Below are 22,017 nucleotides of genomic sequence, written 5' to 3' on the forward strand. Positions count from 1 at the left end.
ATGTATTGAAAATGAGTGGGAAGGATATGCCACAAACCATTTCAACCGCGTTTTATGATGCCATCTTTGAACAGCCAAGTTCCAATGAACAAATGAATGAATTGGAGCAACAAACCCTTGCTAATATTCGGGAGGTATTAGATTCTCCAGAGCAATTATCGAAACTCATACCGCCGTTATCCAATATAACGCTGCAACTTATCGATGCATTGAAAGATGAAGAAGCTGATTTTGTCACATTTGCCGAAATAATTGAGCAAGATCCGTCGTTAGCGATAAATATCATGAAAGTGGCGAACTCTGCGAAATATGCCCGCGGTAACGATAACATTCAATCAATCCGCAAAGCGGTAAACATACTTGGAAAATCAGGCCTTGCCACTATTGCAACTACTGAGTTAGTAAAACAAATAATGCCGCACCAGCCGATATATTTTAAGATGTTTGGTAAGCATATTTGGGAACATTCACAACAATGCGCAACCTTAGCTCAAATTGTTGCCAGCTATTGGGAACTTGACGAATTTGATGCGCATTTTTTGGGGTTGATCCATGACGTTGGTAAGATTGTGATTTTCAATGCGCTGTGCTCAGCATTCCAGCAAGCTGCGCTCGATGATTCCCCAGGCAGTTTAGCGTTTAAATCACTAATGTCAGAGATGTCGATAGATATGTCGTACTTTATTGCTAAAGAATGGCAGTTACCGGCACAATATTGTAATGCGTTATTAGAGCAGCGTACTAAGCGAACGACTAAACTAGGTGATTTATTGTATCGCTCCAACTTGATTACGGAAGTATATTTGCTGCAACAAAAAGGCAAAATAAAACCGGAAAAAATGTTAGAAATTTTGGACCAAGTTAAAATTGACAAAGTAATGTGGCAAGCGTTTATAGACACAGTACAAGATACAAAAGTTTTGTGTTAAATATGACATTGTGCATGTAGATTGCCTAGCCATATCGTCAACACTTATTTTTTGAATCGATAGCCTGCGCCGTATACTGATTCAATGACAGTCTCCTCTACACCTGCTGCTTTTATTCGCTTTCGAATATTTTTTATATGGCTGTCTATGGCGCGGTCATTTACATCTCTGTGCTGAAAAGCAAAATCTATAATTTGCTCGCGTGAATATATTCGTCCCGGCGAGCTAAACAATAAATGAAATATACTAAATTCGTATATTGTTAAATCAATTTCATTTGTTTGAAAACGAACCGTTTTACTTGCCTGATCTACCAGCCAATCGTTTTGTGGGGCTTCTACAGGTGCAACACGCTTGAGAATGTTTTGCGCTCTTAAAACGAGTTCAGGCGCACTAAACGGTTTACAAACGTAATCATCTGCACCTACTTTAAGGCCTTTGATACGATCTGCTTCTTGGGTTTGCGCTGTAAGCATGATGATGGGAACATCAGAAGTTCGACGAAGCTCCTGACATATTTGAACGCCACTCTTATTTGGAAGTGTGATGTCCAAAATGACTAAATCTGGCGAAAATAACTCGAACGTGTGTACCGCAATTGCCCCGTCATTGACAACACATGTGGCAAAATTACTTGCTTGAAAAAAGCGTTCAACTAATGTGGCAATGTCGCCTTCATCTTCTACGATTAATACTTTATGCATGTGTGGTTGATTTACAGTAAGGGGACAAAAAAGCCCGGTAAGTGTAATGAAAGTGCAAAAAATCTCAAGCATTAAAATAGAGCAAAACGCGCTAAATTCGCACTTTGTTGTCTTTGTGACTTTGTTTACTGTTCATCAATTGCTGTGATTATAGAGCAGTCTCTACCTGCCGATTTAGCTTTGAATAGATTGCTGTCGGCTGCCGCGATGAACTCTTCTCCCACTGATTGCTTGTGTGTCGGAAATCCGATTACTGCACCAATGCTCACCGTAAGGGTATTGGTGTTTGGTGAAGATTCATGAGGAATCTTACTTGCGCGTATCATTACTTGTAACTTGTCAATAATGCTGGTTACCTGCGTTTGTGTGATGTCGCTAACAAACGCGATAAATTCTTCACCGCCGTAACGGGCGACAATATCTATTTTTCGTTCGAGCGCACGTTTTAAGCATTTTGCCACTTTATAAAGGCACCGATCTCCTTGAAGATGTCCGTAATGATCGTTGTACTGTTTAAAGAAATCGATATCAAGCATGATTACGGCCATGCTTCGATGCGCGCGCATTGCTTTGCTAAATTCGTATTCGAACGCCTTCATGAAATAGTGACGGTTGTAGAGCTTAGTTAAAGTGTCGGTTTCACTCAATTTTTTGAATTTTTGTCGTTGCTTTTTCAGTTCAAGCTTATGCTGTTCTTTCTCGGTAACGTCGACAATAATGCCGTAAATTAGCTCACGGTTGTTGTTGGCGTCTTTTTCTAGCACTTTTTAGCGCGACTGGAAAAATAAAGAGTCTGCTCCCTGTCGCAATTGTAATAAGGGAACTGGTTGGCGTATTCATCAATGCTGCCATCGAGTAATTGCTGATATTCTTCATTCACTTTGTCTGCAATGGCTGCATTAATTTGGGCGATGTTGTTTAGCTTTTCGCCGACAAAAGGGCTGTTTTCCTCAATGGTGTGCTGTCGAGCAAGGTGTAAAGCAAACAAATGGCACATTTGCTGGTTACAGTAAAATTTGTCGGGACAGTGAGTTAGATCGATTAACCACCATGCCATGCCACGGTAATCGAGTAGTTTTTCTAGATTGGTAAGGTATTCATCTAGTTTGCTATTCATAAGTCACTAAAAACACATATCGATGCTTTCAAGAAAATTAATATATTGAATTTGTAAAAGTACTTTTATTAATTGTAGTTTACTAAATTGAGGTTGTTTGTCTCTTTCTCCCGAAAGCTGTACGCATTATTGGTATTCATACCAATCCGCATAAAGAATTGCCCACTTAGAATGATATGGGCGACAGCAATCACTTATGGTGAAATCAACATGATTGATTTAATATGCGATATAACAACGAAAAACAGTAATAAATGAGAGAATTAATGAGCAATAAAGGCGTTGAATATTCAATTGGTGAACTAGGCCAGCCGTGGGGCAATAAGGAAAAAGCACAGTGGTTAGCACAGCAGTCAGTTAAACGTTCTTATCAAGAACAAGTCGTGAGTAAGATAACTGCACTTGCGACCGACTATGACATTGTTCAATATGGCGCGTTACCTTATGATCAAGCTCTTTATCCATTGTTTGTTATTCGTTCTAAGCACTGGCAAAACGACAAACCAACAATTTTGGTGACTGGTGGGGTACATGGCTATGAAACTAGCGGTGTTCAGGGAGCGATTCGATTCGTTGAAACTGAAGCTAAGCGGTACAATGATCACTACAATATTCTTGTGGCGCCATGTGTAAGCCCTTGGGGATACGAAACGATCAATCGATGGAATCCTAACGCAGTTGATCCAAATCGTTCATTTTATCAAGATTCACCTGCCGCAGAATCAGCTGCATTAATGGCTTATCTTACTCAAATTAATGCGGATATTTTATTGCATATTGATTTGCACGAAACTACCGACACTGACAATAGCGAGTTTCGACCTGCGTTAGCCGCACGTGATGCGATACCACAAAAGAGCTGGAATATTCCTGATGGTTTTTATTTGGTAGGTGATACCAGTAAGCCTGAAATAGCATTTCAACGGGCAATTATTGAATCAGTCGAAAAAGTTACACACATTGCACCCGCTGATGAAAATAACCAATTGATAGGTGTTCCATTGTCGCAGTTTGGTGTAATTAACTATGAAGCGCGACCACTTGGATTGTGCATGGGAATGACAGATGCCAAGTATGTCACCACAACCGAAGTTTATCCTGACAGCCCACTCGTTGATGATGAAAATTGTATCTTAGCGCAGGTCGCCGCCGTGACTGGCGCTATTGATTATACGTTGGTATAGATGCAGCTAATGCCTGTAGCATGTTAGGGCAGTAGTGGCAGTGATAAATCTGAGGCGATCAGGTTTATCACTTTTCTTATCTTAGTTTGGCAAATTTTCTCGATTAACTTGTGGTGCTGGGTAAATAAAACTTGTTCTTTTTCGGTCACAGCAATGTAGATGTAAAAAGCTAGCTTGTCTTGTGTGGCCACGCTTTGTACATCGTCAGCGTACAGTGTAACGATTTCGTTTAGGTATTCACGCTGAACTTGTTCACTAAACTCCTGGGTATTTTGCAGTGTTATTTGAATGTTCAGGATATTATCTTCATCACCATACCATCCCGCAGTCATAGATTGAAAATTCAATTGCGCTTCAGTGGTTAGCAAAACTCTATTTAGTGGCTTAAATGCTTGTTGTAGTGATGTTGTTGCACTTATTTGTATTGGTAATTGCATTTGTGAATAGTAAACATGGGCATGATATATCAGCCATACTAAACTATCTAAGTGTTATTTAATATGCCCTTGGTTAGATGATTCTGACACTGAGAAACATAAATTAATGTACAATTAGCCTTGAATTTGACATGCATGACGCCATGTTAAGAAAGTCTGTAATGGCAAGCTGAGTAAATCTTGACTGCTCTGGTAGTTGAATCGACAGAATTCGTGAACATATGTTGGTAAATGTCGGTCTATTAACAGAGAACAACGTGGTATAAACAATATGAATGAAGTACGTGCCCGAGTGCATTTGAAAGTAGGCAAAAACAGTGATATTCCTGCTGAGTTGGTTAGCTTCACTGAATTTGAAGTAGGTGATGAACATATCGCGATTATTTTTAAGCAAGCAGATAAAAAACAACCTGCGCCCTTAGTGCGGATTCATTCTGAATGTTTAACGGGGGACGTGTTTCATTCTTCACGTTGTGATTGCGGTGAGCAACTTAATGAAACCATTGAGTTGATGAAAGAAAATGGTGGCATTATTCTTTATTTGCGCCAAGAAGGGCGTGGCATTGGGCTATATAACAAGATTGATGCCTATGTATTGCAAAGTAAAGGAATGAATACTTACGAAGCTAATCAACATTTAGGCTTTAAAGATGATGAACGTACGTTCGATTCTGCGGTAAGTATGCTTCAAGCACTGTCAGTTAAAAGCTTAAAACTCATTACTAACAATCCGCGAAAGATTGCCGCTATGCAAGAGAGTTTTGAATTAATTGAACACGTCAGTACGCAATTACACCTTAAAGATGATAATACACAGTATTTAAAAACCAAGAAAACACACGGTGATCACCACTTGGATATTGAATAGGCTGTGTTTGAGAACTTCAAAATTCCTACTCTGATAGCGCGCATCGCGCGCTGGCTTTTCACTTAAATCCATTATCTTTATCGATAACTTAAGCTTATTTTCCTGCTTTTTCTTATCCTACTAATCACCTGCCTACATTGTGGTTTATTAATCACTTCCATAATTTATTATCATTAATTATTTTTCAGCGCTAGGAAAGTTACAACTCCTGTATCATACTATTGTTAATACTGTATTTTTCTCTGATATTTCGCTGTATAAACAACATATTAAAAGGATGACTTAATGAATCTCGTTGCAAAGTTAGTAATGTGGATTACTGCCATTGTTGTGGCTTTGATCGTAGCGTTACCTATGGTTATTTCCGAAGAAGATATTTTTGCTCACGTGACACAAGCGGTTGAGCAAACGACAGGCAGAACTTTGTCTATTGATGGTGAACGTTCGTTGTCGTTGTTTCCTGCGCTCAAAGTACAACTAAGCAATGTCCGTTTGGCAAACATAGCCGAGGCGTCTCGTCCGGATATGGCGAAAATTGAATTGATTGAAATTCAGATACCTTATCTTTCAGCGATAACTGGCAACATTGCTCTGGATAAATTTGTCATTCGAAACCCTGACGTACTATTAGAAAAGTTAACTAACGGTGAGGTTAATTGGCAAATAATGCAGCAAGGTGGCGATAATTCGGGTAATGCTGAGCAAAAAGAGTCAGGTGGTTCGACACAGCTACCGAGTGGCTTTGATATTAAATTAGGGGAAGTTGCTGTTTATGGTGGCAAGTTTGGTTATTTAGATCATCAAACGGGCGAAACCCTAACCATGTCAGACTTCGATTTAGCCGTTTTACTCCCCACATTACATGAACCGCTAAAGATTGAAGGAAAACTTAGCTTCAAAGAGCAGGTCTTTGAAATCGCCACAAGTTTAACTACGCCCAACGATTTACTGTCTGGAAAAGATTTTAACTTAAGATTGGCATTAGAATCTGCCATGTTTCAGTTAAGTTATGAAGGACGTATTGAACAAAACCTCACAACTGTTTTAGGGAACTTAGCGCTTAGCGGTGATTCGTTGAAAGACATACTAAGTTGGCAAGGTCAATCCATAGCGGTCAAACAAGCGGCATTTAATCAATTCTCAGTGAATAGTGATATTTCATTTGCGGATAATAAACTAACACTGTCAGAGATGGAGTTGTCGTTAGACGCGTTGACGATCAAAGGTGAAGCTAATATTGATATCAGCCAAATACTAACGATTAACGCTAATGTTAATTTGGGGATGTTAGATCTTAATCCGTATTTGCCTGAGCCAGTAAAATCAGCTCAACCCGTTGAAAGTTCTGAAGCTCAACCCATTGTTTGGGATGAAACGCCTATAGATTTATCAGCACTGGCCGCGTTAAATGCTGAGCTGAAAGTAAGTGCTACAGGCCTTAAAGCAAGAAATATTACGCTTGGCGCAAGTGAATTCACAGTTAAGCTGGCTGACAGTGTGGGTGAGCTAACCCTAAGTAAGTTTGAAGCATACGAAGGTAATGGCCAAGGAAGTGTTAATATTAATGCCAAAACGGCTCCGTATGCCATCACAACGGCGTTTAATTTTTCGGGCATTCAGGCTAAGCCACTGCTCACTGATGTAGCAGGGTTTGAAAAACTCATGGGCAAAGGTCAATTAGATTGGCGCTTTAATATGCATGGTAATAGCCAAAAAGCGTTCATAAAAAGTCTTAAAGGGACATTAGGGTTTGGCTTAACAGACGGCGCTGTACAAGGGGCAAATTTAGCATCATTAGTTAGATCAGTTAAGTCCATACTTGAAAAAGGATTAACACAGGAAGGGTTATCGAAAAGCTTTGACGATGCAGAATCGACAGACTTTTCAGAGCTTACGGGATCATTTACTTTTACTGAAGGCGTGAGTAGTACCAATACGCTAACAATGAAAAGCCCGCTGTTAAGAGTTACAGGTCAAGGAACAGTAGACTTACCAAATACTCAAACAGATTATCGCTTGATAACTGGCATCGTAAGTTCAATTGAAGGGCAAGGGACACAAGACACCAGTACGGGCTTTAAGATACCTGTACGCGTGCAAGGACCATTTCATAATGTTTCTGTTAAGCCAGATATTAGTAGTGCAGCGAAAGAAGAAGCTAAAGATAAGTTGAAGGATAAATTAAAGAACAAGCTTAAGGATTTGTTTTAAAAGAACGAACAATTCCTAAGCAAACTAAAGCAAACTAAAGCAAACTAAAGCAAACTAAAGCAAACTAAAGCAAACTAAAGCAAACTAAAGCAAGCTATTTACAGGCCACCCAAAAAAGTGGCCTGTTTCGTATCACTTGAACTACACACGCTCTAATTGCATTACAACATTATTAGATTCGTCTTTTAAAAGTAGCTTTTTAGCTTCAATCGAAAAACGTCGAACGTCATATAACGCTTTATTAATCTGGGATTCAAGGTCATTAGCTGTATCTTGGCATAGCATCATCGTGCTGGCGATGTGCGTGAATCTGATACCTTCTTTATCGTGGACAACAATGCCATTAATACCATTGCAGCCACTGAATCCCTGAAATCCTCGCTCATCAAATTTTAAATAAGGAAGTTTACGAAGCTGATCAGTACCAACGATCATTTGGTAAACTTCTTTTATTTTCCATTCGCCATTCAGTGCACTGTAACTTGGTTTAGAAACTGGTGCATAACGTACCTTGTCTACGGTTATATCTATGTGCTGGTTTAATCGTTGAGCAAAAGGATCTGTAGTACTGGTTGAGGTATAGAGTAGTTTGTCTTGGTGATAAATAACTGCACGTATGCTGTAACTGTGTCCTTGTTTAATCGATGACACGTCATAGTCTAATGACACATGATAGGGCGGAGCGGTTATCGATTCTTGTGTTATCTCAGTGATGGTCGTTGACTCGGCGTCAGCCAATGAAACGTCTATTAGTGAAACGGTTAACGTACTGCCTTTAGGTAACATACTACGGTCTAAGTATTTCACCTTAACGTTTATCTGTTCCATTTGTGCAGTTTTCTCTAACTGATTAGCGCATCCTACGTTTGATAAAATCACGAGTACACTAATTATTACCGAAACTACCTTGTTTGAATAATTGAGCATGTTACGTCCTTAAATTACCTTAAATTGTGTTAATCATAATGTATATCCGAGCACATTGTCGCTGATTTGTGGCGACTTAATCGTAGCAATTTGTAACTGTCATTAATTAATTCAAACTCAGACAGAGATAGGTTACATGCATTGTATTTCAAGTATTTAATGCTTTAATTAAGTCATATTGAGTTTAAATATATGGGATTAGTATGACTCATCGGCTATTTATTATTGCCTTGCTGTGGTTTAACGCGACGTATGCGATGGCATCAATCAACCTTCAGCCGATCAAAGTCATCGTAAATGATTGGACAAGCCAAATAGTGTTGGCTCATGTAACAGGCAAACTTTTTGAACATGCAGGCTATCGAGTTGAATACTCGTTTTCTACCACTAATGAACAATGGGGTTCATTATCGCATGGCATTGATCATGTTCAAATAGAAGTGTGGCAAGGCACGATGTCAGAGATGTTTGACCGTATGGTTGAGGCAGGACGTATACTTGACGCTGGCGCGCACAATGCGAATACACGTGAGGATTGGTGGTATCCGCTTTATGTAGAGCAACAATGCCCTGGGTTACCGGATTGGCGAGCGTTGAAAAAATGTGCAGCAATATTTTCTGAAGAAAATTCAAGCTTAGGTATTTACTTGGCTGGCCCGTGGGAAAAGCCAGAGGGCGCAAAGATCAGAGCCTTGGATTTGGGTTTTACTATCAAAACTGTAAAACAGGCTGACGAACTTTGGGTAGCATTAGCTAGTGCTAAATCACGTAATAAACCTATCGTTTTATTTAACTGGACGCCTAATTGGGTCGAGGCCATTTATGAAGGAAAGTTTGTTGAGTTTCCGGAGTATCATCCTGATTGTGAAACAGACCCAAGCTGGGGTGAAAACAAGCAATTTCATTATGACTGTGGTAATCCGAAAGATGGTTGGTTGAAAAAAGCAGCGTGGGCTGGAATGCCTGAGCGCTGGCCTTGTGCATACGAAATTTTGACTAATATACAATTTGATAACCAAACAATTTCCGCCGTTGCGGCACAAGTAGATTTTCATAAACAGCCACATGAGCAAGTTGCTAATGATTGGATAGCGAATAACCAAACCATATGGCAAGAGTGGATCCCTAAAGATTGTCGCCAAAGTGAGTTAGGTAAATGATGATAGGTTTAACGCAACTTGGCAATTCAATAGCAACACAACTGTTAAGAACGGTGTTTGCACTGTATTGCATTGTGGCTGTGGTTGTTACTGCTGGGCAAATTTTTGCGGAGTATAAACATACCGAATCTGTGGTTGAAACAGAGCTTGCTAAAGTTGAGAACATGTTTGTTAGTGTGTTAAGTACGAGTGTCTGGAACTTAGATCAGGAACAGATTACAAACACCTTACAGGGCATCATGGCAATGCCGGTTGTCACTGGGATCATGATTCATCAAGACAAACAATTGCTGGCGGCGATGGGGGAAGTTATCACACAAGACAGCCGTATACAGCAATATTCAGATCGAGGCGAACTATTGCTAGATAACCGGTTAACAACCAATCCTCCGTTAGCACACACGTTTACCATTAATTACACGTTCCGTAAAAAAGAGCGAAAAGTTGGTACAGCGACAGTGTTTGCCAATGCCGAAGTGGTGTTTGATCGCGTTAAAATTGGTATTGCCTTGCTCATCATAAACGCGGTGATCAAAACCATCGCGCTGTGGCTTATCTTTTACTACGTCAGTAAATATATGTTAGTGCGTCCTTTAAAGAATTTGCTGGCGTTTATTGAAAAGACAGAATTTGATGACGGCTCGAATGAACAGCTTGATTTACAGTTAATTCGCAAAAACGAATTTTCGGCTATTGAACGCGCTTTTAGAGAAATGATGGAAAAGCTAAAAAATGCTCGGCAAGAATTACTAACAACCAATCATTCGTTAGAGCACAAAGTGGCTCAACGCACGGCAGATCTTTCTTTGGCGAAAGAGCGGGCGGAACAGTTAAATCTAGATAAAATCAACTTTATGTCGCGCATAAGTCATGAACTTAACACACCACTTGCGGCAATTATTGCTGGAGCCAACGTGCTAGCAGAGCATGCAGATGAGTGGAATGAAGAGGATAAATACACTAGTAAACAAATTACGGTAGCGAGCCAACATTTGTCGATGCTGGTGAATGACATTATTTGTAATTTACAAATGCAAAAACAGGACATCACTATTGCGGTTGAACCGTGTGATTTGCACGCGATCATACAATCGAGCATTGCCATGCTGACGCCTTTGGCAAACGACAAGCATATCTCGATAAACTATGTCCCTTCGCAATTGAGAGTAGTAACTAACGAAGGTAGACTACGGCAGGTGTTGTTAAATATTGTGAGCAATGCCATTTTGTATAATCATCCAAATGGCAAAGTTGAAATATTTGCGTCTTTACAAGATGACAACCGCGTGTGCATTATCATTGAAGACACGGGAGTTGGTATGATCGATGCTGATCTCGAACGAATCTTTAGACCATTTGAACGGCTTGAATATGCCAAAGAAAATTGTATCGAAGGCATGGGAATTGGGCTAACAATTGCGAAAGAATTATTGAAGCATCTTGGCGCCGAGTACAAAGTAAAAAGCCAGTTAGGAAAGGGAACGCAATTCATAATTTACCTACCAACATCTTAGGTCCATTTCTAACTATTCGCTTCAGTGTGTCGTGTCTGCTGATCGTATCTTTACTAGACAGGCGCTTTCTCAACAGTCCTCAACTTAGAACTCATGTTTAATTGAAATTGCTCCCTCGAACTCAATTCTACCTCAAACTAGCTGATTTCATTAGATAATGACTCGTCTCGTGTGCTAAGGTGTCGGACACTGATGTAGGCATAGTTTGGCGAACAGTAAAAAAGATTCGGTTTAAATAGCTTTTCAAGCAAGTGACGGCGTCAACAATCACTCATAAAAACCTAGTGTCAGACATGTAGCTACGATCATAAGAAAACATAGGCGGAGCGAGCTTTCGCCGCTGTATCTCGAAATTTATTCTACATAAAAACAAATAGAATGAGGATGAAATAAGCATGAAATTAAAAAATGTGTTAAAGGTTCTTCCTTTAACATCTCTGATGTTTGCTGGCTTTAGTCAGGCTGATGAAGGGATGTGGCAACCACACCAATTACAACAAATAAGTGGGAAACTAAAACAGGCTGGTTTGGAACTTGATCCAAAACAAATGGAAAATCTGAGCCAGTTTCCAATGAACGCCATTATCAGCCTTGGTGGATGTACTGCATCTTTTTTATCTGAGCAGGGCTTAGTTGTTACCAATCACCATTGTGCCTATGGTTCCATTCAATATAACTCCTCGGAAGAAAATAACTTATTGAAAAATGGGTTTGTCGCTAAAAACCTGAAAGAAGAGTTGCCAGCGTCGCCGGGTTCTCGCGTTTACGTTACCGAATCATTAACCAATGTTACTGATAAAATCACGGGTACTATCGATAAGTCGGTACAAGGTGAGGCGTACTATAAGGCTATTGAGAACAATGAAAAGGCGTTGGTGGCCGCATGTGAAACGTCGCAAGATTATCGCTGCGAGGTATACAGTTTTCACGGTGGTTTGGAGTATTTCTTAATTAAGCAATTAGCCATACGTGACGTACGTTTAGTGTATGCACCACCTTCGAGTATTGGTAAGTTTGGTGGTGATACTGATAACTGGATGTGGCCACGCCACACCGGTGATTGGTCATTCTATCGTGCCTACGTTAACAAAGACGGCAAACCAGCTGATTACTCTAAAGAAAATGTACCGTTCAAACCAGACGCTTTCTTGAAAGTGAATGCTAAAGGGGTTGAGGAAAAAGACTACGTGATGGTGTTGGGTTACCCGGGACGTACCAACCGCTATCGCATTGCCGATGAAGTTGAAAACCAGTTTACATGGGTATACCCAACGGCTAAACGCTATCGTGAAGAATATATCGATATCATAAAAAGCACCGCGCCAGCAGGCAGCGAAGCCCGTATCAAATACGAGAGCACGCTTGCGAGTCTTGCAAACTATGCAAAAAACTATGGCTCGATGATTGAGAGCTTTAATAAAGGCGATATGCTATCGCGTAAACAGCAAGAGCTAGCTGAATTGCAAGCTTGGGTTAATGGTTCTAAGGAACGTCAAAAGCAATACGGCAAAGCATTAACTGAACTTATGGCGTTAGTGGCGCAAAGCAAAAACCAACAAGAACGCGACTTGATCATGGCCTATATTGGCCGTACTAACCTGATGGGAGTGGCGAAGCGTTTATATCGATTAGCGCATGAAAAGCAAAAACCAGATGCAGAGCGTAAACCTGGCTATCAAACGCGTGATATGAACCGCTTCACGCAAGGCATGCAAAGGGTAAACCGCCGTTATGATGCTGAAATTGACAAGGCAGTGTTGGCTCATTTTATCGCGCAGTATGCTGAGTTTCCAAAAGCAGAGCGTCACTCGGCGTTTGATAACTTCTTTGACTTAAATAGTAGCTTCGACGCTAGCAAGCTGAATAAGCAGTTGGATCGCATGCACAGCAATACGCAACTTGATCAAGAAGCTGTGCGTTTGGCGTGGATGGATAAGTCGGTTGACGAATTCAAAAACAGTGAAGATCCTTATATTCAGTATGCAGTTTCACTTTACGAGTATGACCGTAAGCTAGAGCAAGAAGCGGAAGAACTCGCAGGAAAGTTAGCCCAAGCCCGTCCAGCATATATGTCAGCGATGATTGCCTTTAAGCAGAGTAAAGGAGAGCCGGTGTATGCTGATGCCAACAGCTCATTACGTATCACCTATGGTAACGTGAAAGGTTATTCGCCGCAGGATGGTTTAGTCGCAACGCCTTTCACAACACTTGAAGGTATGCTTGCTAAATATGTTGCAGGTGATGACGAATTTGATTTATTCGAGAACATCCGCACAGCTATTGCCAATAAAGATTATGGTAATTACGCACGTGCTAGCCTTGGTTCAGTACCGGTTAACTACTTATCGACTTTAGATATAACCGGCGGTAACTCAGGCTCGCCAACACTCAATAGTAAAGGCGAGTTTGTTGGTCTAGTATTTGATGGCGTTTATGAGTCAATCATTGGCGATTGGGATTACGATCCGAAATTCAAACGTGCTATTCATACCAGCGTGCCATTCATGCTATGGACCATGGAGCATATTGATGGTGCGAATAATATCGTTGAGGAAATGACGATCGTTGAATAGTTGACTATTTGTCATTGCGAAGAAAGGAAGCCGCATAATATGCGGCTTCTTTGTTTTGGTGGACTTGTACAAAGTAACCAATATCAATTCGGTAAGTAGTGAGTTCGATTGCTCATTCAAATAAAGCTACTTGCTTGCTAACAGGAATTATCATTCGGTGTTCCAAACATTACCTTCATATTTCTACTCACAATTTCATATTTTCTCTAAATTTTTTCTTTTAAAATTCAAACGATTGTTTTAAATTGGTGTTTAATTGTCACCATGAGTTCATATGAGCCATTGATTTAAATAAAAAAGTATGACGTAATATAGATAAATTATGTGGTCGGATGAGTCTTTATGAGTTTACGTACAAGTCTTAGAAAAGTATTACCAAGTATATCAATTACAGAACAGGAAGCGCTTGATGCAGGCGATGTTTGGTTAGAAGGATCTATTTATCAAGGAAAACCTGATTTTGCTGCGTTAAGAAAAGTACCGCTTGCTGAGTTGTCGCATGAAGAACAAGAGTTTCTGACTGGTCCTGTACATGAATTGATTAACATGATCGATGATCATGCCATTCAGCAAGGCAAACATATTCCTGAAAACATCTTGGCATTCCTAAAAGAGCACCGCTTCTTTTCGTTGATTATCCCGAAAAAATTTGGCGGTAGAGAGTTTAGTCCATACGCGAACTCAACTATCGTTGCCACTATTGCCAGCAAGAGCTGTGCAGTTGCAGTAACGGTGATGGTTCCTAACTCGTTAGGGCCAGGTGAGCTATTGATGCACTATGGCACACAGGAGCAATGTGATTATTACTTGCCTCGCTTAGCTGATGGCACGGATATTCCTTGTTTTGCGTTAACTAGCCCTGAAGCAGGTTCAGATGCTGGTGCAATTCCTGATGTTGGTATTGTGACCAAAGGGGAATATGAAGGTCGCGAAGTGTTAGGCTTAGAGCTAACTTGGGACAAACGTTACATTACCCTTGCGCCTATCGCTACCGTACTGGGCCTAGCGATTAAAGTAAAAGATCCGCAAGGTCTACTTGGCTCAAAAGAAGATCTTGGTATTACTTGTGCGTTGATCCCGAAAAGTCACCCGGGTGTTGAATTAGGCAACCGTCATGACCCGATGGGCATGCGTTTTTACAACGGAACTACACGCGGCAACAAAGTATTTGTTCCAATGGACTTCATTATCGGTGGTCAAGAGAATATTGGTCGTGGCTGGCAGATGTTGGTGAGTTGTTTAGGGGCTGGTCGCGGAATTTCGTTACCTGCGCTTGGTTGTTCAACAGCGCAAGTCGCGTTTAAATCAGCCAGTGAATATGCCGCAGTGCGTGAACAATTTGGCTTATCTATTGGTAAGTTTGAAGGTATTCAAGAAAAGCTTGCAGATATTGCGGGTAAAACATATTTGCAGGAAGCTATGCGATGTTTAACCACGGAAGGGTTAGGCATGGGTCTAAAACCTTCTGTAGTAACAGCCATTGCTAAATATCACATGACGGAACTAGGTCGTGATATTTTAAATTCTGCGATGGATATTCAGGCAGGTAAAGCGATTCAATGTGGTCCTCAAAATACGTTAGCTTATGGCTACATGGCGCAACCGATCGCTATTACTGTAGAAGGCGCTAATATCTTAACGCGTAACTTGATGATCTTTGGTCAAGGTGTGATGCGTTGCCATCCTTATCTTCAAACACTGGTTGAGAATATTCACAGCAATGAGCAGGGGGCTGATAAGGCATTCCGTGGCAATTTGGCGAAGACGATTGGCTTTAGCGTAAATAATAGCTTGCGAGCATTTAAGAATGGTTTATTGCCATTCACAGCTGGCGCTTCATCTGCGTTGCCTGAAGTAAAATCTTATGAGAAAAAAGTCAACGCGATTGCTTCGAAGTTGGCGGTATACGCCGATTTTTCTTTATTAGTGCTTGGTGGCAAGCTAAAACAAGCCGAAATGTTGTCTGCAAGATTAGGTGACGTTATGAGTTATCTGTATGCAGCAATGGCATCTATTCGTTATTATGAGCAGAAAGTGTCAGCAGCTGAGCGAAAAAACGCAGCACCATATTTTCATTATGCGACTCGTTGGTCGTTGCAACAGGCACAAAACGCTATATCGGCATTCTTAGAAAACTTTCCGTCAGGTGCGGCAAGAGTGGCTATGCGTACACTAACGGTGACCTATTCAGACAAGACAATTAAGATAAGCGATGATTTAGTGCGCGAGTTGGCACACCAAAGCCAGCTAGATACTGAATTCAAACAGCAATTAACGCACTTAATTGTGAGTGTTCCTGGCGATGGTCACGATATAAACCATCAGGCTTACAAAGCGAAATTGGCCGTGTTACCACTGTTAAGCAAAGTGAAGAAAGCTTTGCGCGCGAAAGTATTCACTGCAGGGACACATTTTCAATTTACCATTGAAAATGCATTTTCAGCTGGGGTAATCTCAGAGCAAGAACGTGCCCAATTAGTTGATTACAACCTAAAACGTGAGCGAGCTGTACGTGTAGATGAATTTGATTTTGATATGAATCTACAAGGTGAAACACAAGCGTTTCAGATTGCCAGTTAATGGGATTGTTAAACTAGCAACGTAAATCCAAGATTCGTCCTGGGGAGGATGTAAAGCGCTATTGGCTTAGGTCAATAGCGCTTTTTTTAGTGAATCCGTTAGCGTGTGAGAAATAGTTGTTTTTTAAAGACATCAAAATAATCTCTAAATGCTTGATGATCAACCTTATCCAAATAACGTAGGTGGGCGTTGATGTATTCATCAGATTGATACGCTCGCTTTAGAATATTATCGACATCGTGTATGAATTTTTCGCCGATAGGTGACTTGCTACAAGCAATATGACCAACAATATAGTTATCTATATTGGCAATTTCGACAGATTGTATTTCTTGCTCAATTGTTGCTTTCTTAATCCGCTCTTTCATTTCAGTTGGGAAGCCGATGATAAAGTCTACTCTGCCAATAAACAGCAATTTACTTATTGCGGAATAGCCGTCGTTACCGGGGCGAACAAATACATTGTTTTCTGGCAAGTTAGGAATAATTTCATCTAACGTTGGGCCAAATGACCGACCTTTTTCAACTGCTAGCACAGTGTTCGGCAATATTTCAAATAGGTGCGCCAGAGATATCAGTTGGTTTTTGTCGTTAAATAATTCGGGAGGGAGCGATATGTTATTCTTCAAGTAATACAGTCGATAACTCGGATAAAAATTCAGCGGCAAACTAAATAGATTATCCTTTACTCTTTCTTCGGTTTTAATCCTATTACCTACACAAGCATTTTCTAAATTAATCAATTGATTAGTAATTCTTGGGATCGGTGCATATTGAAAATTAATTTGATATTGAGGCAGAACTTTTAGCACTAGATTGTTTGTATCGGTACTGATTGAGACGGGGTTATCTCTTAGCAGATCATGCAGATCGGCTTGATCGTCTGTAAACCATACAATTTCTTGAGTATATGCGAAACAATGGAACAGAGCTAAGGCGAGTAGATAAAATATTTTCATTGTCACACTACATATTTGAACGTCATTCACTTTATATTGCAAAAACACGCTGTTCGCTAGAACAATATGTTATTAAGTATAGCAACCAGCGCCGAACAAATAACCTTTCGTTGTATTGGTTCGTGTTTTACTGCGGCCAAGGGCTTGTATAAGAAAAAATCGATACCCGATTATCAGATTTTTTCCTATACAATTGATGCCGAATTGTTAAACATAAATTGCCGTAACATTCGGCTACTAGCTACTGTATCAATGAGTTATCTAACTCTTTAATAGGAAAGGCTTTGGCAAATTCAACCAACTCATCTTTAGTTACTTCGTCAGATTCAAGTCCTAACATGGCACCACTTTTCAGTGTAATCATCATTGATAAGTGCCCATTTTCATTGGTGACCACTGCACTACGTTTTTGAATACGTACTTTGCTTGTTCCGCTTCCTTGCAGGCCAAATTGGGCTAGCGCGCTAAAAGCACTTAGTGCGCCGCCAGAGTTTCCACCCGTTAATGCTACTTTAATCTTTTTATTTGCGCTCGCGTAAGAGCGTTCTATCATGGTAAATCCCATAGCGCTTTGCTGACTAATTTCACCACCTGTATAGTTTAATATTTTGTCTTTAAAGTACTTGGCTGTTTGGCTTTGTTTAAGTTGTTCTAGTTGCGTTACACACCATTTTGCCTCTTCTAATGCGCCTTCCAGATCTCCTTCTTCAAACAGGGTGGCTGCTTGCTTACATAATTTCGCTGGATCATCATCTGCAATTGCTTGGGAGGTATGGGACATAAGTATGGCTAATGTAAACGCGTGAATAATAACTCGATTCATAGCTAAGCTCCGTGATTGTCATTTCTGTTATAAGCTAATGAACAAAGCCTAGCATATATCAGCAAACTTAATGTTTATATTACGCCGAGTACTTATAAATGCAGTACTGATCACGGCCATTATTTTTGGCTTGATAAAGCGCTTTATCTGCCATGATGAGTGCTTGTTCTAAACTGTTAGATTGAGGATCAAGTTCGGTTAAACCTAAGCTTAAGCTCACGATGATATTTGGATCTGGCCAATTAGGTGACAATGGCAGTTGCGAGATGGCATGCTGGATACGTTCGGTGATCACCTGACAAATCTTAATATCTGACTCAGGCAACACTATGGTGAATTCTTCTCCGCCCATACGGCCTACAATATCAGAGGTACGCAGACATTTTTCAATGGTTTGCGCCACCTCAGTCAGGACACTATCGCCTACATGGTGACCATAATTGTCATTGATTTGTTTAAAATGATCGATATCAATATTGATGAAAGACAAACTTGTTTTATTACGTTTGGCACGCTTGAATTCTTTTTCGGCGAATTCCAACAAACGCCGGCGATTGCCAATTTGAGTAAGATCGTCGATAGATGCCTGTACTTCAAGTTTTTTCTTTAACTCGATGAGTTCAGTGATATCGTTTGAAAATCCAATAAATGCTTGAAGATTACCATCTTCATCTTTAATAGGTACCTTACTTGACCAATAATACTTCACGTTGCCGTTTTCATCGATAAATGTTTCTTCGCCCGCAACAGGGCTGCATTCTGCAAGCAATTTATTATCGAGTACTTCAAATTGTTCTACTACAGAAGGTGGCAGGAACTCTTCACTACGCTTGCCAATAATGTCATGAGCTTGGACACCAAATAATTCTGCGGTTTTAGAGTTGATAAACTGAAACCGCCGATGACTATCTTTCATGTAAACATAAGCATCAACATTTTCGACAATAGTGTCGAGTAATTGCTGTTTTTTGTTAACTTCTAGTTGCAGTGCTTTTTGTTGGGTTATATCGGTTGAAATGCCGCACATACCTATGATGGTTCCTTGCTCATCATGAATTGGCTTTTTTACGCTCCAATAATATTTCGTTTCACCTGAATGAGTAATAATGTTTCGTTCTTCACTTTCAACAATCTCGCCTTGTTCCATAACACGTTGATCATTTTTACGTAGCTGTTCTGATATATCAAGTGAGAAGAAACGTTCGTCTTTTTGACCAATAATTTCTTCCAATGGTTGATTGAAAAGGTCGACAACAAGCTGGTTAACGTACACATAGCGACCTTCAAGGTCTTTGATATAAATATAGGCTCCCAGCGAATCAATAACCGATGCAAATAGTAGTTTGAGGTTACTTTGACTAAGTATTGCATTATCGTTTTTGGGTTTCGTCATGATAGTAACCGTAGTTCAGGTAAGTAGGCGGTAACATTTTAATTCTAGCAAAAATTAAATCTTTTAAGACAGCATTTCGTGTAAAAATAGCTTCTCAGTGTATTTACAGGTTTACAAATTATTACGATGAATTGGTTGTTCCTCTTGTGCATTAAGGCAATATAAACCGTGCATTGTTTATTAAGAGGACGCAATATGAAGGTAAAATTTTCTGGTCATCATGTCGTTGTAACGCAGGCAATTGAGCAATTCACGTTGAAAAAGCTTACTAAAATGAGTAGTCACTTTCCTCAACTTTCAATCATTAATGCCGTTATTAGAATTGACGCACAAGGGCAAGCGATTAGTCTCTCAACACAATTTGAAGGAAATAGCGTAAAAGTAAGTGCGCGTGACAAGAATCTATATACTGCGATAGGGTTGGTTGTTAAAAAACTGGAATCGGGTTTAACGCGTAAAAAAGGACAATTGGCCAAAAAACTCCATCAAAAATATGTTGTAGCGCAATCCGATTTATATGATGCTGCATAACTTTATCGAAATAGGGTTTTGGTGAGAGCAACAATATCGCTGCTCTCAAGTTCACATTTAACCAATGCTCGAATAAATTTGAACGCTTGTTATAATCGTGAACATGTCTACGACTCATATTCATTTAAAAAGCTACAATAGCGAGAGCCATATTCATGCGCACGGCTTTCACCAAGTAGTGTTTCCTGTTTGTGGTGCGTTAGAACTTCGGATTGGGCATGATGAAAACCTGCTAAACAATCATAATGTTGCAATAATTGCGGCAGGGGAAGAGCATGCCTATAGTGCGTCAACAGATAACCAATTTATCGTTGTTGATATACCGCATAGTAAAATACCTTATTTAGCGAATTTTCCTGCATTTTCATCGCTAGACCTAGCTTTTCAAAAGTATTTACAGTTCATGCTGCTCTATTTAAATGGGACTGGTGGATGTCACCAAATCATTGGCGATACATTGGTTGCGTTGCTTGAGGAGAGGTTTAGCAAACAAGTTAATATAGATAAACGCATTGTTGCTGTTAAAGCATTTATTGATAACCATGAGAATCAATTAATCACCATTCCGCAGCTAGCCTCCATAGGTTGTTTGAGTGTTCGTCACTTAAACGAGCTGTTTCGCACCTATTATGGTCAATCTACCAAGCAATACATTATTGAAAAACGCATGGAAAAAGCGAAGCAATTACTCATTCATTCCAATGATAGTATTTCAAAAATTGCGGAACAAGTTGGTTACGCGAGTGTTGCTGCGTTTAGCGAGCGCTTTAATCAAGTTATGCAAATTTCGCCAAGTGTATTTCGCCGAAAATCTAAAAATTAACACCGATATTCGAAAGACTTTTGTCTGAAAAAACGTCATCATAATCTCGTATAAACGCTAAGGAGAAGAAATGAATAAGACGTTAACCTGGCAGCAATTTGAACAAGTTGATTTACGTGTTGGCACAATAATGAACGCGGAAAAATTTCCCGAAGCAAGAAATCCAGCTTACATATTGCATGTTGATTTTGGTGAAGAGATCGGTGTACTTAAATCAAGTGCGCAGATTACAGGTTTCTATCAACCCGATGACTTAATAGGAAAACAAGTGATTGCCGTAGTCAATTTTCCAAGTAAGCAAATTGGTCCGATTAAATCTCAATGTTTGGTTACTGGATTTCATCGAGGAGATGAAGGTGTTGTGTTAGCCACCGTTGATTTACCTGTACCTAATGGCACAAGACTATCGTAATGTGCACGTACGCTTTCCTTCCTTGCTAGCTGTTGCACATGATTTTGATGTACCAGTTAGCAACTTTTTATTCCATTGTCATGGTTAGGTAAAAGCGACTAGAACGTACACTCTAATCGCTTTACGTTGTCATTTAGCATTAATAGCGCTGGTGAAAGCGTCATTATTTATGTCTCATCGTATTATTTAGGATTTCAATTAATCGAACTAATACGGCATAAATGTTTGCTTCATTGTTAGCGTTTGGTTTAGTCATAGTCTTTTCCTTGTTGATAATCTTGGCTTAGGATGTTAAAACCTCAGGTAAGCTTGAGGTAAAGTGTTTTTTTGATTTTTTACAAAATTATCACTTGCCAACTATTCCAATAAGTTAACGGTGGTCGAAAAGGAGGACAATTGAGTACTGGAAATGGACGACTAGAAGACGCTAACTTAAAAGTTGGTGACGTAGCCAAGCGCTGCGGCATAAAAGTTTCAACGTTACACTTTTACGAAGAAAAAGGGTTGATTAGAAGTTGGCGTAATAATGGGAATCAGCGACGTTATAAACGAGAAGTTCTACGTCGAATTTCAGTCATTAAAGCTGCTCAGAAAATGGGAATAACACTGGAGGAGATCAAACAAGCGTTTTCTACGTTACCCGATCAACGAACTCCCTCAACCCAAGACTGGGAAATGCTAGCTAACCGTTGGCAAGCGTCGCTAGATAGAAAAATTGCACAAATGACGGCATTAAGAAACTCTCTTTCTACCTGCATTGGTTGTGGTTGTTTGTCGTTAAAGAAATGTCCTATATACAATGAGGATGATTATTTAGCTAGTGAAGGTGATGGGCCAGTTATTTTGTGGCGAAAAGCAAACGCTGAGTAGCC

At 40.0% G+C, this 22,017-nt stretch carries 20 protein-coding genes; 12 read left to right on the forward strand and 8 right to left on the reverse strand.

Annotation, left to right across the window (positions count from 1 at the left end; translation table 11 throughout):
- Window positions 1–26 precede the first annotated feature (26 nt).
- The gene (locus ACSLUK_RS10335) at window positions 27–929 is read left to right on the forward strand and encodes an HDOD domain-containing protein (RefSeq protein ID WP_448548500.1); all 903 of its coding nucleotides are present in this window, start codon (window positions 27–29) and stop codon (window positions 927–929) included.
- Window positions 930–973: 44 nt separating this feature from the next.
- Here ACSLUK_RS10335 and ACSLUK_RS10340 read toward each other — a convergent pair whose 3' ends face one another.
- From ACSLUK_RS10340 to ACSLUK_RS10350, 3 genes are all read right to left on the reverse strand, one after another.
- Window positions 974–1,633 carry a response regulator gene (locus ACSLUK_RS10340; RefSeq protein ID WP_448548501.1) on the reverse strand — a complete coding sequence of 220 codons (660 nt, stop codon included), beginning with the start codon at window positions 1,631–1,633 and terminating at the stop codon, window positions 974–976.
- Window positions 1,634–1,758: 125 nt separating this feature from the next.
- The gene (locus ACSLUK_RS10345; RefSeq protein ID WP_448548502.1) at window positions 1,759–2,397 is read right to left on the reverse strand and encodes a GGDEF domain-containing protein; all 639 of its coding nucleotides are present in this window, start codon (window positions 2,395–2,397) and stop codon (window positions 1,759–1,761) included.
- Window positions 2,391–2,750 carry a hypothetical protein gene (locus tag ACSLUK_RS10350; protein WP_448548503.1) on the reverse strand — a complete coding sequence of 120 codons (360 nt, stop codon included), beginning with the start codon at window positions 2,748–2,750 and terminating at the stop codon, window positions 2,391–2,393. The genes ACSLUK_RS10345 and ACSLUK_RS10350 overlap by 7 nt, the downstream gene beginning before the upstream one ends.
- Window positions 2,751–3,004: 254 nt before the next feature.
- On the opposite strand from ACSLUK_RS10350, the gene ACSLUK_RS10355 reads away from it, so the two are divergent.
- A complete protein-coding gene (locus ACSLUK_RS10355; RefSeq protein ID WP_448548504.1) occupies window positions 3,005–3,934 on the forward strand; it encodes a M14 family metallopeptidase in 930 nt (309 codons plus the stop codon).
- 23 nt (window positions 3,935–3,957) lie between these two features.
- On the opposite strand, the gene ACSLUK_RS10360 is transcribed toward ACSLUK_RS10355, so the two are convergent.
- Window positions 3,958–4,371, reverse strand: coding sequence for a hypothetical protein (locus tag ACSLUK_RS10360; RefSeq protein ID WP_448548505.1), 414 nt, complete (start codon window positions 4,369–4,371; stop codon window positions 3,958–3,960).
- A gap of 271 nt (window positions 4,372–4,642) precedes the next feature.
- Between ACSLUK_RS10360 and ACSLUK_RS10365 the strand changes: the two genes are divergently transcribed.
- Window positions 4,643–5,239 (forward strand): GTP cyclohydrolase II, encoded by a 597-nt coding sequence (locus ACSLUK_RS10365; protein WP_448548506.1) that lies wholly within the window; start codon window positions 4,643–4,645, stop codon window positions 5,237–5,239.
- 285 nt (window positions 5,240–5,524) lie between these two features.
- Entirely contained in the window at window positions 5,525–7,450 is a 1,926-nt protein-coding gene (locus ACSLUK_RS10370) for an AsmA family protein (RefSeq protein WP_448548507.1), read from the forward strand.
- Between the two features lie 141 nt (window positions 7,451–7,591).
- On the opposite strand, the gene ACSLUK_RS10375 is transcribed toward ACSLUK_RS10370, so the two are convergent.
- Complete coding sequence (locus ACSLUK_RS10375; RefSeq protein ID WP_448548508.1) at window positions 7,592–8,377, reverse strand: META domain-containing protein; 786 nt, start codon at window positions 8,375–8,377, stop codon at window positions 7,592–7,594.
- Between the two features lie 203 nt (window positions 8,378–8,580).
- On the opposite strand from ACSLUK_RS10375, the gene ACSLUK_RS10380 reads away from it, so the two are divergent.
- The 4 genes from ACSLUK_RS10380 (at window position 8,581) to ACSLUK_RS10395 (ending at window position 16,204) form a co-directional block, all read left to right on the forward strand.
- Window positions 8,581–9,537 carry an ABC transporter substrate-binding protein gene (locus ACSLUK_RS10380; protein ID WP_448548509.1) on the forward strand — a complete coding sequence of 319 codons (957 nt, stop codon included), beginning with the start codon at window positions 8,581–8,583 and terminating at the stop codon, window positions 9,535–9,537.
- Window positions 9,534–11,051, forward strand: coding sequence for a sensor histidine kinase (locus ACSLUK_RS10385; protein ID WP_448548510.1), 1,518 nt, complete (start codon window positions 9,534–9,536; stop codon window positions 11,049–11,051). The genes ACSLUK_RS10380 and ACSLUK_RS10385 overlap by 4 nt, the downstream gene beginning before the upstream one ends.
- A 395-nt stretch (window positions 11,052–11,446) precedes the next feature.
- Window positions 11,447–13,624, forward strand: coding sequence for a S46 family peptidase (locus ACSLUK_RS10390; protein ID WP_448548511.1), 2,178 nt, complete (start codon window positions 11,447–11,449; stop codon window positions 13,622–13,624).
- Window positions 13,625–13,966: 342 nt separating this feature from the next.
- Entirely contained in the window at window positions 13,967–16,204 is a 2,238-nt protein-coding gene (locus tag ACSLUK_RS10395; protein WP_448548512.1) for an acyl-CoA dehydrogenase, read from the forward strand.
- 98 nt (window positions 16,205–16,302) lie between these two features.
- On the opposite strand, the gene ACSLUK_RS10400 is transcribed toward ACSLUK_RS10395, so the two are convergent.
- The 3 genes from ACSLUK_RS10400 to ACSLUK_RS10410 all read right to left on the reverse strand — a co-directional run bounded on the left by ACSLUK_RS10400 (window position 16,303) and on the right by ACSLUK_RS10410 (window position 19,379).
- Complete coding sequence (locus ACSLUK_RS10400; RefSeq protein ID WP_448548513.1) at window positions 16,303–17,163, reverse strand: hypothetical protein; 861 nt, start codon at window positions 17,161–17,163, stop codon at window positions 16,303–16,305.
- A 241-nt stretch (window positions 17,164–17,404) separates the two neighbouring features.
- Complete coding sequence (locus ACSLUK_RS10405) at window positions 17,405–17,986, reverse strand: hypothetical protein (protein ID WP_448548514.1); 582 nt, start codon at window positions 17,984–17,986, stop codon at window positions 17,405–17,407.
- A 79-nt stretch (window positions 17,987–18,065) separates the two neighbouring features.
- On the reverse strand, window positions 18,066–19,379 hold the full coding sequence (locus tag ACSLUK_RS10410; RefSeq protein ID WP_448548515.1) for a sensor domain-containing diguanylate cyclase: 1,314 nt from the start codon (window positions 19,377–19,379) through the stop codon (window positions 18,066–18,068).
- A gap of 195 nt (window positions 19,380–19,574) precedes the next feature.
- Here ACSLUK_RS10410 and hpf point away from each other — a divergent pair, with 195 nt between their 5' ends.
- From hpf to soxR, 4 genes are all read left to right on the forward strand, one after another.
- Window positions 19,575–19,910, forward strand: a complete 336-nt coding sequence (gene hpf, locus ACSLUK_RS10415; RefSeq protein WP_448548516.1) for a ribosome hibernation-promoting factor, HPF/YfiA family — start codon at window positions 19,575–19,577, stop codon at window positions 19,908–19,910.
- A gap of 103 nt (window positions 19,911–20,013) precedes the next feature.
- Window positions 20,014–20,733 (forward strand): helix-turn-helix domain-containing protein, encoded by a 720-nt coding sequence (locus tag ACSLUK_RS10420; RefSeq protein ID WP_448548517.1) that lies wholly within the window; start codon window positions 20,014–20,016, stop codon window positions 20,731–20,733.
- Between the two features lie 70 nt (window positions 20,734–20,803).
- Complete coding sequence (locus ACSLUK_RS10425; RefSeq protein WP_448548518.1) at window positions 20,804–21,145, forward strand: tRNA-binding protein; 342 nt, start codon at window positions 20,804–20,806, stop codon at window positions 21,143–21,145.
- A 396-nt stretch (window positions 21,146–21,541) separates the two neighbouring features.
- Window positions 21,542–22,015 carry a redox-sensitive transcriptional activator SoxR gene (gene soxR / locus ACSLUK_RS10430; protein ID WP_448548519.1) on the forward strand — a complete coding sequence of 158 codons (474 nt, stop codon included), beginning with the start codon at window positions 21,542–21,544 and terminating at the stop codon, window positions 22,013–22,015.
- The last annotated feature ends 2 nt before the right edge of the window (window positions 22,016–22,017 follow it).

It is taken from the genome of Thalassotalea fusca, from assembly GCF_053485835.1.

What these genes read in the sequence shown, in the direction of transcription:
- ACSLUK_RS10335 (WP_448548500.1), top strand. Translation starts at nt 27, where the DNA reads ATGCCACAAACCATTTCAACCGCGTTTTATGATGCCATCTTTGAACAG.
- ACSLUK_RS10340 (WP_448548501.1), bottom strand. Translation starts at nt 1,633, where the DNA reads ATGCATAAAGTATTAATCGTAGAAGATGAAGGCGACATTGCCACATTA.
- ACSLUK_RS10350 (WP_448548503.1), bottom strand. Translation starts at nt 2,750, where the DNA reads ATGAATAGCAAACTAGATGAATACCTTACCAATCTAGAAAAACTACTC.
- ACSLUK_RS10355 (WP_448548504.1), top strand. Translation starts at nt 3,005, where the DNA reads ATGAGAGAATTAATGAGCAATAAAGGCGTTGAATATTCAATTGGTGAA.
- ACSLUK_RS10360 (WP_448548505.1), bottom strand. Translation starts at nt 4,371, where the DNA reads ATGCAATTACCAATACAAATAAGTGCAACAACATCACTACAACAAGCA.
- ACSLUK_RS10365 (WP_448548506.1), top strand. Translation starts at nt 4,643, where the DNA reads ATGAATGAAGTACGTGCCCGAGTGCATTTGAAAGTAGGCAAAAACAGT.
- ACSLUK_RS10370 (WP_448548507.1), top strand. Translation starts at nt 5,525, where the DNA reads ATGAATCTCGTTGCAAAGTTAGTAATGTGGATTACTGCCATTGTTGTG.
- ACSLUK_RS10375 (WP_448548508.1), bottom strand. Translation starts at nt 8,377, where the DNA reads ATGCTCAATTATTCAAACAAGGTAGTTTCGGTAATAATTAGTGTACTC.
- ACSLUK_RS10380 (WP_448548509.1), top strand. Translation starts at nt 8,581, where the DNA reads ATGACTCATCGGCTATTTATTATTGCCTTGCTGTGGTTTAACGCGACG.
- ACSLUK_RS10385 (WP_448548510.1), top strand. Translation starts at nt 9,534, where the DNA reads ATGATGATAGGTTTAACGCAACTTGGCAATTCAATAGCAACACAACTG.
- ACSLUK_RS10390 (WP_448548511.1), top strand. Translation starts at nt 11,447, where the DNA reads ATGAAATTAAAAAATGTGTTAAAGGTTCTTCCTTTAACATCTCTGATG.
- ACSLUK_RS10395 (WP_448548512.1), top strand. Translation starts at nt 13,967, where the DNA reads ATGAGTTTACGTACAAGTCTTAGAAAAGTATTACCAAGTATATCAATT.
- ACSLUK_RS10400 (WP_448548513.1), bottom strand. Translation starts at nt 17,163, where the DNA reads ATGAAAATATTTTATCTACTCGCCTTAGCTCTGTTCCATTGTTTCGCA.
- ACSLUK_RS10405 (WP_448548514.1), bottom strand. Translation starts at nt 17,986, where the DNA reads ATGAATCGAGTTATTATTCACGCGTTTACATTAGCCATACTTATGTCC.
- ACSLUK_RS10410 (WP_448548515.1), bottom strand. Translation starts at nt 19,379, where the DNA reads ATGACGAAACCCAAAAACGATAATGCAATACTTAGTCAAAGTAACCTC.
- hpf (WP_448548516.1), top strand. Translation starts at nt 19,575, where the DNA reads ATGAAGGTAAAATTTTCTGGTCATCATGTCGTTGTAACGCAGGCAATT.
- ACSLUK_RS10420 (WP_448548517.1), top strand. Translation starts at nt 20,014, where the DNA reads ATGTCTACGACTCATATTCATTTAAAAAGCTACAATAGCGAGAGCCAT.
- ACSLUK_RS10425 (WP_448548518.1), top strand. Translation starts at nt 20,804, where the DNA reads ATGAATAAGACGTTAACCTGGCAGCAATTTGAACAAGTTGATTTACGT.